General features: G+C 66.8%; 10 protein-coding genes and 1 tRNA gene. 3 read left to right on the top strand and 8 right to left on the bottom strand.

The genetic code is table 11. The features are described from left to right. Positions 1-30: 30 nt before the first annotated feature. From H7F16_RS03790 to H7F16_RS03810, 5 genes are read right to left on the bottom strand one after another with little or no spacing between them, the layout of a single operon-like run. On the bottom strand, positions 31-1,011 hold the full coding sequence (locus H7F16_RS03790) for a zinc-dependent alcohol dehydrogenase (RefSeq protein WP_185796196.1): 981 nt from the start codon (positions 1,009-1,011) through the stop codon (positions 31-33). 15 nt (positions 1,012-1,026) lie between these two features. Further along, positions 1,027-2,034: a Gfo/Idh/MocA family protein gene (locus H7F16_RS03795; RefSeq protein WP_185796197.1), complete on the bottom strand. Its 1,008-nt coding sequence runs from the start codon at positions 2,032-2,034 to the stop codon at positions 1,027-1,029. Beyond that, positions 2,031-2,318, bottom strand: a complete 288-nt coding sequence (locus H7F16_RS03800) for a YciI family protein (protein ID WP_185796198.1) — start codon at positions 2,316-2,318, stop codon at positions 2,031-2,033. Before H7F16_RS03800 ends, H7F16_RS03795 begins: the two co-directional genes overlap by 4 nt. Positions 2,319-2,335: 17 nt before the next feature. Then, positions 2,336-3,406: an SDR family oxidoreductase gene (locus H7F16_RS03805; protein ID WP_185796199.1), complete on the bottom strand. Its 1,071-nt coding sequence runs from the start codon at positions 3,404-3,406 to the stop codon at positions 2,336-2,338. 32 nt (positions 3,407-3,438) lie between these two features. Further along, entirely contained in the window at positions 3,439-4,506 is a 1,068-nt protein-coding gene (locus H7F16_RS03810) for a 2,3-butanediol dehydrogenase (protein ID WP_185796200.1), read from the bottom strand. 312 nt (positions 4,507-4,818) lie between these two features. Here H7F16_RS03810 and H7F16_RS03815 point away from each other — a divergent pair, with 312 nt between their 5' ends. Together H7F16_RS03815 and H7F16_RS19585 are read left to right on the top strand one after the other, a co-directional pair. Beyond that, entirely contained in the window at positions 4,819-5,748 is a 930-nt protein-coding gene (locus tag H7F16_RS03815; protein ID WP_185796201.1) for an NAD(P)-dependent oxidoreductase, read from the top strand. A 4-nt stretch (positions 5,749-5,752) separates the two neighbouring features. After that, on the top strand, positions 5,753-7,483 hold the full coding sequence (locus tag H7F16_RS19585) for an extracellular solute-binding protein (protein ID WP_185796202.1): 1,731 nt from the start codon (positions 5,753-5,755) through the stop codon (positions 7,481-7,483). A 367-nt stretch (positions 7,484-7,850) separates the two neighbouring features. On the opposite strand, the gene H7F16_RS03825 is transcribed toward H7F16_RS19585, so the two are convergent. The 3 genes from H7F16_RS03825 to rpoN all read right to left on the bottom strand — a co-directional run bounded on the left by H7F16_RS03825 (position 7,851) and on the right by rpoN (position 11,460). Beyond that, a tRNA-Met gene (locus H7F16_RS03825) sits at positions 7,851-7,927 on the bottom strand. A gap of 42 nt (positions 7,928-7,969) precedes the next feature. After that, the gene (locus H7F16_RS03830; protein WP_185796203.1) at positions 7,970-9,985 is read right to left on the bottom strand and encodes a hydantoinase/oxoprolinase N-terminal domain-containing protein; all 2,016 of its coding nucleotides are present in this window, start codon (positions 9,983-9,985) and stop codon (positions 7,970-7,972) included. A 221-nt stretch (positions 9,986-10,206) separates the two neighbouring features. After that, positions 10,207-11,460, bottom strand: a complete 1,254-nt coding sequence (rpoN, locus tag H7F16_RS03835) for an RNA polymerase factor sigma-54 (RefSeq protein WP_185796204.1) — start codon at positions 11,458-11,460, stop codon at positions 10,207-10,209. A 227-nt stretch (positions 11,461-11,687) separates the two neighbouring features. Here rpoN and selD point away from each other — a divergent pair, with 227 nt between their 5' ends. After that, positions 11,688-13,868, top strand: a complete 2,181-nt coding sequence (gene selD / locus H7F16_RS03840; protein WP_185796205.1) for a selenide, water dikinase SelD — start codon at positions 11,688-11,690, stop codon at positions 13,866-13,868. The last annotated feature ends 82 nt before the right edge of the window (positions 13,869-13,950 follow it).

Below are 13,950 nucleotides of genomic sequence, written 5' to 3' on the forward strand. Positions count from 1 at the left end.
CTGCGTTCCCCCCCGGTTTCGTGCTTGGTCTCAGGCGATTTCGAGCGTGATCTTCACGGCCTTGGTCGGGTCCTTGCCCAGCTCATAGGCCGTGATCGCGTCGTCGAGCGCGAAGCTGTGCGTCTGGATCGGCGACAGGTCGATTCCCGTGCGCTCCAGAAAGCGGATGGCCCCCGGCCAGACACCGGGCGAGCCGATGCAGCCGCGCACGGTCAGATCCTTGATCTGGATCTTGCCCAGTTCGACCGGAATTTTCTGCCCGATGCTGATGCCGACCATCGAGACGAACCCTTCGGGGCGGGCATAGTCGAAGACATTGGCCAGCGATGACGGGTGGCCTGCGGCTTCCACCACCAGATCGGCGCCGCCCTTGGTCATTTCGGTCACGGCCTCCACCGCATCGCCCTTTGACGGATCGACCGTGCCGACCGCGCCCAGTTTCATCGCGATCTCGCGCCGCAGCGGCACCGGATCGACCACGATCACCTGCGCCCCCATTCCGATGGCCGCCGCCGCCGAGACAAGCCCGATGGTCCCGCCCCCCGAAACCACCACGGTTTGCGAGGCATTGACCCCGCCGTGCCGCAGCACCGCGTAATAGCCGCAGGTAAAGGGTTCGATCAGCGCGCCCTTGGCATCATCGACCGCATCGGGCAGCTTGTGCAGCCATTCGGGACGCGCGGCGAAGAACTCGCGGTTGGCCCCGTCCATCGAGAAGCCGAAATGGTGGATACGCTCGGGCGTGCGGATCACGCATTCGCCCACCACACGGTCACCGCGCTGCAAACCCTTGACGTTGCGGCCCACCTCGACCACCTCGCCCACCCATTCATGGCCGGGGGTGACGGGGTAGGAAATCGGGATGATGTATTTGCCCGCAAGCAGTTCGTAATCCGAATGGCAGATGCCGACGCGGCGCGAGCGGACCAGAACCTCGTTGTCACTGATCGACGGGGTCTGGATATCGGTGACAACGGGCTGGTTCGGCTTGTCGAAGATAAGGGCTTTCATGATCTGTCCTCGTCCTTAGGCAACGGTTTCGATGCGGCCGCTTGTGGCCGAGCGGAACACGGCCTCCAGCAGTGCGATGTTGTTGACCAGATGCTCGCCGGTGACCGGATAGGCATCGCCGCCGCGCACCGCGCGGGCAAAAGCCACAAGATTGTCCTTCACCGGTTCGGCCTTGCCGATTTCGCGGGTCACGATCGGGCCGCCCGCCATCGCGCTGGTCACGATCCAGCCGTCAGGCGCTTCGACATGCGCCTTGTCGCGGATGTCGATCCAGCCTTTCGACCCGTAGACCGTGAAGCGCGACATGAACGGGTTGGCAAGCGAGGCCGAGACATAAGAGGTGCCACCCCCCTTGAACTTGACAAAGGCCGCCACCGTGTCGCCCTGCGGCAGGTCGGATGACAGTTGCTCGCAGATGCACAGCACGCTTTCCGCAGCACCGAGCAGCCGCACCGACAGGTCAAGCAGGTGAATGCCCGTCGCCGTCATGCCGCCCGCAGGGGCCTGATCGGCCTTGAGCCGCCAGTTGTCGCGGGCCAGCGACAGGAATTTGTCATGGCTGAAATTGGCCTCGATCTGGTGGATGCGCCCCAGCGTTCCGGCATCGGCCATCGCCAGAAGATCAGCCACGGGCGGCTCGAACCGGCGTTCATGGCCCATGCCCAGCACCAGACCCGCCGCGTGGCACAGGGCGACGGAACGCTCGGCCTCGGCCTTGGTCAGCGCCAGCGGCTTTTCGCAAAAGACATGCTTGCCCGCCGCCACCGCCGCCGCGATCTGGGCGGTGTGCATGGAATGCGGGGTTGCCAGAACCACCGCCTCGACCGCCGGATCGTTCAGCGCGTCGGCATAATCGGCCGAAAGCGCCACGCCCTTCGACGCGCAAAGCTCGCGCACCGTTTCAAGGTTCGGCTCGACCGCCCGCACCACGCGGATATCGGCAGGCGCGGCCTGTAGCACGGCCAGCATCTTCTGGCCCCACCAGCCCATGCCCACAAGGGCGATGTTGACGGGATTGCTCATGTCCGGTTGTCCACGCGCTTGGCAAAGGGACGGATCGACACGGTTTTCCACAGCCCGACCTTGGCAAAGGGGTCGTTGCGGTTGAAATCCTCGACCTCGGCCAGAGAATTGGCTTCCAGCACGAAGCAGCTGCCGATCATGGTCTGTTCGTCATCGGCCAGAAGCGGGCCGGAAATCACCGTCTTGACCGGTGCCGCAGCCAGATAGGCCTTGTGCGCGTCATAGTTCGCAAGCCGTGTTTCGACGGCCCCCTCGTGATCGAGGCAGTGGACAACGTAATGCATGGTTCTTCCTTTCGCGCTTACGCGGGAATGATCTTGCGCGCGCGCAATTCGTCGAAAACGTCGGTAAAGCTGCTGCGGGTGGACTGATACGCGTCAAAGCCAAGCGTGCGGCTGTTGGTCATGTCGGTGAAACATTCCAGCGTCCGGCCAAGGTCGGCGTCGCTGTGCCACCACGAGGCCAGCTTATCGACCGCAATGTCCTGCAAGCCGTGCTTGGCGACGATCTCGGCCCAGATCTTGGGCGCGTCGGCCATCTGCTCGACCAGCAGCGTCGGCTTGCCGGGGTGTTCGGCGACAGGCAGGCCGAAGTAACCGGCGATCTGCTGCCACAGCCATGTCCAGCGGAAGACATCGCCGTTCGAGGTGTTGAAGGGCGTGTTCGCCGCCTCGGGCGTGGTCGCGGCCCACATCAGCTGCTTTGCCAGCAACCGCGCATCGGTCACATCGGTCACGGCGTTGTATTGTTCGGTCGAGCCGGGGTAGACAAAGGGCCGCCCCGTGTGCTTGCAGATCGAGGCATAGACCGCCAGCGTCACCGCCATGTTCATCGCATTGCCGATGACAAAGCCGATCATCGTATGCGGGCGATGCACCGACCATGTGAAGCCGCGCTTTTCGGCCATTTCGAACAGAACGTCTTCCTGCGCGTAGTAGAAATTCAACCCCGGCAGGCGCGGGCTGCTTTCGAGGAAGGGCGTATAGGGCTTGACCTTGGCGTAGTCGTCGAACGATCCGAGGTAATGCTTCAGCCCCGTCACAAGGGCGGCATGTTTGACCGGCGCGCCGTCCAGCCCGTCGAACAGGTTGCGGATCATCGCGGCGTTGACGCGGACGTTTTCGGCCTCGTTCGCCTGCCGCGACCATGTGCAGAAGAAAACATGGGTCACATCCTTGGCCGCCGCCAAGGCAGCCTTGGTGCCTGCCGCATCCTGAAGATCGGCCGCGATGTGGCGGTCGGAAAATTCAAGCTCTGCTGCCCCGCGCGACACGGTCACGACCGTCCAGCCATTGGCTTTCAACAGGCGTCCGGCATAGCTGCCCGACAGTCCCGTGGCCCCCACGATCAACGCTACGTTCTTGGTGTTCATTTGGTGGTTCTTTCTTTCGTGCAGCGCAGGCGTCAGGTGGTGACAAGGATCTTGAGATGTTCGCCCGCCGGGTCGAGCAGCGCCTCGAACCCTTTGGCGACGACATCCTTGGCGTCGATGCGGGCGGTGATGACCTTTTCCACGGGGAAATTGCCCGCAGCGATCATCCGGGCGATGCGCGGCCAGATCTGCGTCGGGTAGCACCATGTCGCTTCCACGGTGATATCCTTGAGCGCCCAGAGCATCGCGTCGATGCTTGCAGGCTTCATGTGCAGACCCACCTGCACCACCCGCCCTTGACGGCGCACCGCCGCGACACATGTGTTGAGCGAGGCTTCGAGACCCACGCATTCCAGCGCCACGTCAACGCCCACGCCCTCTTCTGTCAGATCGGCTACAATCTGCGACAAATCTCCGCTTCGGGGATCGACGACGATGGCATAGGGCGCGATGTCCTTGATGATCCGGCGGCGGTTGGGGTTCGGCTCGGACACGATGACCAGCGCGGCACCCGCCGCATGGGCCGCCAGAACCGTCAACGCGCCGATGGGGCCTGCCCCCGAAACCAGCACGGTCGATCCGGCGGTCACGCCGCCCCGATCCACGCCGTACAGCGCCACGGCGGCCGGTTCGATCATCGCGGCCTGATCGTCGGTGATGTTGTCGGGCACGGGCTGGGCGTTGTAATCCTTGATCACCGCCTTTTCGCCCATGCCGCCCCAGGCCCAGCTAAGCCCCACGCAGCCCATCACGGGCGACAGGTGGAACAGCCCGCGCTTGCCGTAATAGTCGTTGCGCGGCGACAGAAGCGGCTGGATCGAGATGCGGTCGCCCGCCGAAACATGGCTTACGGCATCGCCAACCGCCAGAACCCGCGCCGAAAATTCATGGCCCAGAATCTGCGGATTGGTGGCCCCGGTATAGACATGCGGCTCTTTCGGCGTGACGATCGGGCCTGCCAGATATTCATGCAGATCGGTGCCGCAAATGCCGGTTACCGCAGGTGCGATAAGCACATCATCGGGCGCCAGTTTGCCCGAAGGCTCGGCCACATCCTCGACCCTGATATCCCGCGCACCGTGGAAACGGACTGCCCGCATCGCCTTATCCTCCTGTCTTGTCACGACCGCACGCGTTTTGCGTTGCGTCATGTTCTACCCTAGCGCCCTGCCGTCTGCGCGCATCAGCCCGAAAGGATGGGCCTTGCAAATCGCCGGTCACGGTTTCGGTACAACATCCGCCTCGCATCGCGCCGGACCCCTCCGGTCCATCGGCCACGACTCACTCCCTTGATCCATCGATACCAAACCGGATCGGGCAGGTCGGACCGAATTTATTCGTTTCGGATAAATTGAAAACGGAAGCGCCGAAGCGACCGCCTATGTTGGCCCCACAGGGGAGCGAGGTGGGTTATGGATTCGAAATTCGCTGCGGACGCGCGCGCAGGTGCCGCGGGCAAAAAGATCGGCTGGATCGGGGCGGGCAAGATGGGCGCCCCCATGATCCGCAATCTTCTTGCCGCCGGAATTCCGGTTTCGGTGTCAGAGCCGAACCCTGCGGCGCAGACAGCGCTTGCGGCAGCGGGTGCAACGGCGGCGGGCGATTTGTCCCCGATCGACGGCGCCTCTATCGTTTTCGCGACCCTTCCCAATGACGAAGCCCTGCGCATGGTCGTCGCGGGCACGCAGTCCGCCAAAGGCGTGGCCGAACGTCTGGCCCCCGGCAGCGTGCTGGTCGAGATGAGCACGGTTTCACCCGAATGCTCGGCCGAAGTTGCGAAAATCCTTGATAAAGCGGGCATTTTCTACGTCCGCGCGCCCGTATCGGGCAGCACGACGATGGCAGAGAAAGCCTCGCTCACGATCCTTGCTTCGGGTGCGTCGCAGGGGTGGGACGCCGCCTTGCCCTTGCTTGGTCTTTTGTCGGCCCGCCAGTTCTGGCTCGGCGCGGGCGAGGAAGCGCGCTACATGAAACTCGTCCTCAACACCCTCGTCGGCGCAAGTTCGGCCATTCTGGCCGAGGCCGTGGCCCTTGGCGCAAGCGGCGGTCTCAGCCGCGCCGCGATGATGGAGGTGATCTGCGAAAGCGCCGTCGCCTCGCCCCTGTTCAAATACAAGACCGATCTGGTGGTTTCCGAAGATTACACCCCCGCTTTCACGATCCAGCAGATGATAAAGGATTTCACCCTGATCAGCGATGCGGGCCGCAGCAACGGCGTGCCGCTGATGACGGCGGGGCTGATCCTCGAACTTTACCGCACGGCGGCGAATGCAGGATTGCAAAACGAGGATTTCTTCGCTTTGGTGAAATGGCATTCTGGGATTTCCGCACAACAGGGCTGAACCGGTGCAGCAGATCAATCCGACCCACGCGCCCACACCCGAACTGACCGCGCACGAGTTGTCGCGGATCGTGGATTTCCTTCGGAAACTCCGCGCACCCTTCGATTCGGGCCTGCCCGGCGCGGCCAAGGACGTTTACTGGAACGTCGTGCTCGAGCTGGTCGACAGCCACCTGCGGCGCAAGCCCATCGACAAATCGGGGCTGATCACCCTGGCCGGCGTGCCCTACAGCACCGGAAACCGGATGATCGCCAAGATGATCGAGGACGGGCTGATCCGGCAGGTGCCGCGCGGAGGCGGGCTCAAGACCCATTTCCTCGAACCGACCGACACGCTGCTGCACAGCTTCATGGAATACGCCACCCATGTGAAAGGCCACCTCGCCAAGACCTTCGGCCTGCGCAAAGGGGCCGAGGCGAACGAATACTACTTTGGCGGCAGCTATTTCGCGGCGCAGATCATCTCGCCCGTCCGGGGCGACGACATCGCGGGCAAGGTTCCGGGCGACATCCGCTTTTTGCTGAACGACGACAACTACTTCTCGTCGATGCGCAACCTCTGGTCCGATTTCCGCAACGACCTTGGCCGGAAAAGCAGCTTCGATCTGCAACGCCTGCCCGATCTTTACGTCAATTCGCAAAGCTATTTCGAAAAGCCGACCGCCGAATATGACGTCATCTCGATCAACATGCCGTGGTTGGGCGAGTTTGCCGAAAAAGGCTACCTCGCCCCGCTCGACGATCTTTTGCAGGACGCCGCGATCAACCCGCTCGACTTCCACCCCTCGGTCTGGGGAACGGGAAACTGGAAGGGCACGCAATACGGCATCCCGCTCTATTGCACGATCGAGATCCTTGCCGCCCGCCGCGACCTGTTCGAGGACAAGGGGCTGACCTTCCCGCGCACCTTCGACGAAACCATTGCCGCGGCCCGCGCCCTGCACCGCCCCGCATCGGAATTCTACGGCATCGCCTGGAACGGACAGCGCGGCATGCCCATCGCAAACTCGTTCATGTTCTTTCTGGCCGCCTGCCAAAAGACCATCATCGACATGCCGCTGCACAATCAGGAAAGCTGGGTCTTTCCGAAATTCGAAAAGCTCAAGCTGCAAATCGACACCGTCGATGCGGTCGAGGTGATCGAATACATGAAGCAGCTCGTCGAGGTCTCGCCCCCCGACATCGAATTCATGGATTGGGAAAAACGCATCCAGTGCTTCATGTCGGGCCGTGCGGGTCTGGCCTATTGCTGGACGATGCGCGCGGCACGGTTCGAGCATGAACTCAGCTCGCAGGTCGCGCGCCGCGTGGCCTATCTTCCGCCCCCCTCGCGCCGCCTGCGCCGGATCGCGGCCCCCATCGGCGGCTTCCTGATGACCATTCCCGCCTCGGTAAAGCCCGCGCGGCAAAAGCAGATCATGAACGCGATCACATGGATGGTCTCGCCCGAGGCGATGAAGGCGCATGTCAAGAACGGCTTCCCCGTGGCGCCGCGCTTTTCCGTCTGCGCCGACCCCGAGGCGCTGGCCTCGTCGCCCATCGTGAGCATGGTCGACCAGCTCGCCCGCCGGAACGAGCTTGTCACATGGGCGCGCCCGCCGATTCAGGAATTCAGCCTGATCGAACGCATCCTCGGCGCCGAAATCCACGACGCGGTCTTCCACGGCAAGCCCGCGCGTCAGGCGCTGCGCGATGCCGAAAACAGCATCCTCAGCGCGGTCAACAGCGCAGGCTAGGGCAACCCGCGTCTGTGAAGAGGTGACCGGGCAACCGCCTCCCGCACCCTGCCGCCACCCGCCCATCCGTCAGGGCGGGTGCCGCGGCGGGGCGGTGCCTGCCCGCCACCATCTGACGCCATGCCCGCCCGAAGCGCCCGATCTGCCCGCACCCGAACCGCAATCATGCTGGCATCGGCACGCCGTCACGCCGCAGCGTTGCACCCCGCCCGAAGAAACCGCAGACAGCAAATCCCCGGAAAAGCAGGCCACCCCGTGAATCGCCCGCCCCGGTCCGCCCCCGCAAGCAGACAGGCAGCACCGCAAGCACCCGCAGCAGCGAATGACCGCCGCGCCAAGCTGCTGATTTTCAACGCATTAGGTTAATTGGTGGCGAGGGGGGGACTCGAACCCCCGACCCCATGATTATGAGTCATGTGCTCTAACCAGCTGAGCTACCTAGCCACTGGCGCGGTCACTAAGGCCAGTGACGCGGGGCGTCAAGCCTCAATCGTCGGCTCTGGCATGTGCAACGCGCGGACGACCCGAGGCGGTGGCGGTCAGGGTCGCCTCGATGAACATGGCGCGGCCTTCCACCTCGGCCTCGCGGATGTCGCGGGTGGTGGTGACGCGCAATTCCTCGGCCCCGGCGGCGCGGGCGCGGGTGCTGGCCTCTGCGACCAGCGCCGCCTCCATCGCGTCAAGCGCCGCGTCGCGGCTGTTGAAAAGCTGCAACCCCGCGGGCAGGTGGGCGGTAAAGCGCCCCTCGCCGGGGCTGCTGACCAGACCCGTGGCGCGCTGGCTGACCTGCCCGACCACCGCGCCGATGGCATTAGCCACGCCCGCATGCTCTGGCAGGATCATCCGCGCGCCCAGCCGTTCACCGACCGCGCCGTAATAGGACGGGGCCGACGCCCCCAGCCCGATCACCGGAACACCCAGCCTGACCCCGATCTCGACCACACCGCGATGCTGCGACAGGCCCGCCGCGACCAGACGGTGCCGCGCCAGCGCCTCGGGCAGCTCGCCCGCGAATTCCGCATCCTCGCCAAAGGCCGCTTCCAGCAGGCAATCCACGGTCTGCGCGGTCAACTGGTCGATGATCGCCCGCGCCAGCGTCGGCGCGTCGGGGGCGAAGCGTTCGCCCCTGCCGTTCCTGCGCCGCGCCAGCAAGCGCACCGCCTTTTCCGCCGCCTCGCCGTCCCATGCCGCAAGCCGCCCCAGCACATGGCTCGCGTCCGAGGGCGTCACGCCCGCGATCATCACAAGCCCCCGCGCCACCAAGCGTTCGAGAGCGGCCACTTCCAGCCGCGAGGTCAGCGCCACCGCCACGGGCATCGGCTGCGCAAGTCGCCCCAGCACGGCCAGATCGCGCGGGCCAAGCCCGCCCGTGTTGCCGCCCATCGGAATGGCAAAGCGCCCGTCATGCTCGCCCACCGCATCCGCCGAAAGCCAGCGGTCAAGGGCGGCATGCACCATCGGCCCGTGATCCACCGCCAGAAGCGACACGGGCACCAGACGGCGCGGGCCAAGCCGCAAGCCGCCCGCAAGCCCCTCGGTCACCAGATGCACCTCGCTGTCGCCGCCAAGGCCGGTCGTGCGCATCGCGACGGCTTCCACCATCGTCCGGAACCCGCCGACACGCGCGCCTTGCGGGTCGATCTCGGGCAGGCCGCCACGCAGCAGCGCCACGTCGGTCGTCGTGCCGCCGATGTCGGACACCAGCGCGTCGCTTTCTCCGGTCAGCCAGCGCGCGCCGACGATGCTGGCGGCGGGGCCGGACAGGATCGTCTCGATCGGGCGCTCGCGCACCATCGCCGCCGAGATCAGCGCCCCGTCGCCGCGCACCACCATAAGCGGGGCGGAAATCCCCACCGCGCCAAGGTGCCGTTCGCAGGCGGCGACCAGACGGTCGATCATCCCGATCAGCCGCGCATTCAGCACGGCCGTCAACGCCCGCTTCGGCCCGTTCAACTGGGCCGAAAGCTCGTGCGAACATGTCACCGGACGCCCCGTCACGCGGCGGATCAGATCGCGGGCGGCCACCTCGTGCGCGGGGTTGCGGGTGGCAAAGCGTGCTGCGACGGCAAAGCCCATCACACCCTCGCCCAGACCCGCGACCTCGGCCTCGAGTGCTTCCAGATCGAGCGGCGCGTTCTCGCTGCCCGCATGGCTGTGCCCGCCGCCGATGCGGATCACCGGATCGCCCTTCAAGGCTTCGGTCAACCCGCCACGATCGAGGTCGTCGGCATCGAAGCCGATAAAGACCAGCGCCACGCGGCCGCCCTGCCCTTCGACCAGCGCATTGGTGGCCAGCGTGGTCGACAGCGACACAAGCGCGACCTTGGCGGCATCGATCCCCGCCCCCGCAAGCGCCGCATCCACGGCCTTGCCGATCCCGATGGCCAGATCGCCCCGCGTGGTCAGGGACTTGGCCGAACCGATCACGCGGTCGGCGCTTTCGTCCACGATCACCGCGTCGGTATAGGTGCCACCCGTATCGACGCCCAGAAAGTAAGCCATGCACCGTCCCCTGTTTCGCGCCCTCCGCACCTAATGCGAAGCCCGCACAAGGTCACCCCCGCCTGCGACCTTTTTCGTCGCGAAGGGGACAGGCGGGCGGCGAAAACCGGCCCTTCCCCCCTTTCAGCCTTGCCCAAATACTCATGCCGACCCGTCCGCGGCGCCACGGTGGCAGACCGGCCGCCCCCGCCCTGCATACGTGGCAGGCACGGGCTGCACGCCTAGCGCAGGATGCGCCGCCGATGCGCGGGCGGCAGGCCCAGCATCTCGCGGTATTTCGCCACGGTCCGGCGGGCGATGGCCGCGCCCTCGCCCGACAGAACGGCCGCCAAGGCCTCGTCGGTCAGCGGGGCGCGGCGGTCCTCGGCATTCACCAGATCGGCCAGTTTCGCCCGCACCGCCGCCGCCGACAGCGTCCCGCTGCCGATCCGCCCCGAAAACAGGTTGCGCAGCCAAAGCGTGCCCTTCGGCGTGTCGACACTGGTTCCCGCGACGATCCGGCTGACCGTGCTTTCGTGCAGGCCAAGCCCCTCGGCGACTTCGGTCATGGTCAGCGGCACCAGCGCCGCCAGACCATGGTCGAGCGCGGCCTCCTGCCGGCGCAACACCTCGGTCCCCACCCGCAACAGGGTGGCATTGCGGCTTTCCACAAGGCGGATCACCGCCCGCGCCGCGCCCCGCCCCCCGCCCCGCCCCGCGCTGACCGACATGGCCGGCAGCGACGACCGGTTCAGCGACACGACCCAGCCTTCGACATGCCGGCGCGCCACGATGTCAGGCTCGCGCACCGGTGCCGAAAAAGCCGAGAATTGCGCCCCCGGTTTCGGATCGAAGCGGCGAATGGTGCGAAAGCAGTCCTGCACCGCATCGACCGCGACGCCCAGCGCCCGCGCCAGACGCTCGGCATCGCCCGTGGCCATCAGCGGCAGGTTCTCCAGCACTCCGCGCAGCACGGGGCTGTCCTGCCCCGCCTCGACCGCCTGCAACAACAGGCATTCCGACAAAGACCGCGCGAACAGCCCCGCCGGCTCGATCGACTGGAGCCGCCGCAACACCTGTTCCACCTGCGCCACCGGAACCCCGGCCTCGGCGGCGATCTCGGTCAAGCTCCGTCCCAGCCATCCTGCCGGTTCCAGCGCCTCGGCCAGCAGTTCGGCCACGCGCAGCGCATCGCCGCGCAGGCCCATCGCCGCGATCCGCTCGACCACATGCGCCATGAGGCTTGGCCCCGCACTCGCGGCAAGGTCCGGATCAAGCCCGCCCCCGCCCAGCGCGCTTTCCCAGCGCGGCAGCCAGTCACCCGCCTCGGGGCGGGCGGGGTGCAACAGCAGATGCGGGTTTTCGGCGGCCTGCTCCTCGAGATAGCGCGTCAACCCCTCGGCATCGGCCTTCAGCACGCGGATCGACGCCTGCAACCCGAGGTTCAGCTGCAACCGCTGGCTCTGCGTGACCCTGATGTTCTGGCGCGTCTCCATGCCCGCAGTATGTGCAGCGGCACGGGGCGTGGCAACCGCGCGCGCCGCACACCGCCGCTTCACGCCCGCCCCCATTCGCCCCCGCCCCCTCGCCCCCATTCGCCCCCGCCCCTCGCCATTCCGCGGCGCGGGCTTTAAGGTTGCGGGGCGGGGGCCGCCCCCCGCGCACCGCCGGTTCGCGCCTGTCGCGCCGCGCGGGTCATGTCTGCCAGAATGAAAGCCCGAAGATGATCGAACCGCTGCCCCTCGTTCAGGATGTCGTGCTGATCGGCGGCGGGCATACCCATGCGCTCGTCTTGCGGATGTTCGCGATGGACCCGCTGCCGGGGGTGCGGCTGACCGTCATCAACCCCGATCCGGCCGCCCCCTATACGGGCATGCTGCCCGGCCATATCGCGGGGCATTACACCAAGGCCGAGATGATGATCGACCTTGTCCGCCTCGCACGTTTCGCGGGCGCACGGGTGATCCTCGACCGCGCCACGGGGATCGACCGGGCGGGCAAGCGCGTGCTTCTGGCGGGGCGCGCACCGCTGGCCTATGACCTTTGCTCCATCGACATCGGCATCGCCTCCGACCTTCCCGATGTGCCGGGCTATGCCTTGCACGCGACCTCGGCCAAGCCGCTCGGCACCTATGCCGAACGGTGGGAGGCTTTCGTCGAACGGCGTCTGCCCGCGCCGCGTCTTGTCATCATCGGTGCGGGCGTGGGCGGCGTCGAGCTGGCGCTGGCCTCGGCCCACCGTCTGCGCGCGGCGGGGGCCGTGCCGCAGATCACCCTGCTGAGCCGGGGGCCTGCGCTGCCCCATATCGGTGCCGCCGCCCGGTCGACGCTTCTGGCGCAACTGGCCGCGCAGGGGATCGCGCTGATCGAAGGGGCAAGCCCCGCCACCATCACGGCAGGCGCGGTCACCCTGTCCGATGGCCGCACCCTTCCCTCGGATTTCACCCTGACCGTGGCCGGCGCCCGCCCGCAGGGCTGGCTTGCCGCAACCGGACTGGACTTGCACGAGGGGTTCGTCACCGTCTCGCCCGCGCTGCAATCCTCGGACCCCGCGATCTTCGCGGCGGGCGATTGCGCGCATCTCGGCTTTGCGCCGCGCCCCAAGGCGGGCGTCTATGCCGTGCGCGCGGCCCCGGTGCTGAACCACAACCTGCGCGCGGTGCTGACGGGGCAACCCTTGCAAGCCTTCCGTCCCCAGCGCGACTATCTCAAGCTTGTCTCGCTTGGCGGCAAACGGGCGCTGGCCGACAAGTTCGGTCTGGGCGGCGGGGCCGGATGGCTTTGGCGGCTAAAGGACCGGATCGACGCCAAGTTCATGGCGAAATTCGCCGATTACCCCGCCATGCCCCGCCCGCTTCCCGCCCATCCCGTGGCAGGTCTGGCCGAGGCGCTTGGCGAAAAACCCCTGTGCGGCGGCTGCGGGGCAAAGGTGGGGGCAATGGCCCTGTCCGAGGCGTTGTCGCACCTGCCCGCACCGGCCCGCGCCGATGTGCTTGCGGGGGCAGGCGACGACGCCGCGATCCTGACCCACGGTGCCGGAAAACAGGTCATCACCACCGACCACCTGCGCGCCACCTGCGGCGACCCGCGCCTCATGGCCCGCATCACCGCGATCCATGCGCTTGGCGACATCTGGGCGATGGGGGCCGCGCCGCAAGCCGCCCTCGCACAGGTGACCCTGCCGCGGATGGGGGCAAGGATGCAGGCGGAAACGCTGGCCGAAATCATGGAGGAAGCCGCCGCCATCCTGCGCGCGGCGGGGGCCGACATCGTCGGCGGGCACACCACCATCGGGGCCGAGCTGACCATCGGCTTCACCCTGACCGGCCTTGCCGAAACCCCGATCACCAAGGCGGGGGCACGGCCGGGCGATGCGCTCATCCTGACCAAAGCCATCGGCACGGGCACCATCCTCGCCGCCGACATGGCACTTGCGCGGATCGACGGGCTGATCCTCGGGCAGGCCGTTCAGGCCGCCTATGCCTCGATGTCGCGCCCGCAGGCGGGGGCCGCGGCGATCCTCGCCCCCCATGCGCACGCCATGACCGACATCACCGGTTTCGGCCTTGCGGGGCATCTTCTCGAAATGCTCGACGCCTCGCAGGTCGCGGCCCGGATCGAGCTTGCCGCGATTCCCCTGCTGCACGGGGCCTCAGCCCTTGCCGCTGCGGGGCAGGCAAGCTCCCTCGCCCCCGCCAACCGCGCCGCGACCGACTGGCGTATGACCGCGCCGCACGGCCCCGTGACAACGCTGCTCGCAGACCCGCAAACCGCAGGCCCGCTGCTGGCCGCCGTTCCCGCAGACACCGCGCAATCCCTGCTTCAGGCGCTGCGCGACGCGGGCGAAACGGCGGCGATCATCGGCCATGTCACGGCCGGCGCGCCGCATATCACCGCGCTCTGATCCTGTCGGCTTCCTCTTGCCCCAAATATCCTCGGGGGTGAGGGCCGGCACGGCCCGAGGGGGCAGAATGCCCCCTTTCGCC

Source organism: Paragemmobacter straminiformis, assembly GCF_014243445.1.
In the GTDB taxonomy this organism is placed as follows: Bacteria; Pseudomonadota; Alphaproteobacteria; order Rhodobacterales; family Rhodobacteraceae; genus Paragemmobacter; species Paragemmobacter straminiformis.

Excerpts from the sequence above, each read along its gene's own strand:
- H7F16_RS03800 (WP_185796198.1), bottom strand. The coding sequence starts at position 2,318 with ATGCATTACGTTGTCCACTGCCTCGATCACGAGGGGGCCGTCGAAACA.
- H7F16_RS03795 (WP_185796197.1), bottom strand. The coding sequence starts at position 2,034 with ATGAGCAATCCCGTCAACATCGCCCTTGTGGGCATGGGCTGGTGGGGC.
- rpoN (WP_185796204.1), bottom strand. The coding sequence starts at position 11,460 with ATGGAGACGCGCCAGAACATCAGGGTCACGCAGAGCCAGCGGTTGCAG.
- H7F16_RS03815 (WP_185796201.1), top strand. The coding sequence starts at position 4,819 with ATGGATTCGAAATTCGCTGCGGACGCGCGCGCAGGTGCCGCGGGCAAA.
- selD (WP_185796205.1), top strand. The coding sequence starts at position 11,688 with ATGATCGAACCGCTGCCCCTCGTTCAGGATGTCGTGCTGATCGGCGGC.
- H7F16_RS03805 (WP_185796199.1), bottom strand. The coding sequence starts at position 3,406 with ATGAACACCAAGAACGTAGCGTTGATCGTGGGGGCCACGGGACTGTCG.
- H7F16_RS03810 (WP_185796200.1), bottom strand. The coding sequence starts at position 4,506 with ATGCGGGCAGTCCGTTTCCACGGTGCGCGGGATATCAGGGTCGAGGAT.
- H7F16_RS03790 (WP_185796196.1), bottom strand. The coding sequence starts at position 1,011 with ATGAAAGCCCTTATCTTCGACAAGCCGAACCAGCCCGTTGTCACCGAT.
- H7F16_RS03830 (WP_185796203.1), bottom strand. The coding sequence starts at position 9,985 with ATGGCTTACTTTCTGGGCGTCGATACGGGTGGCACCTATACCGACGCG.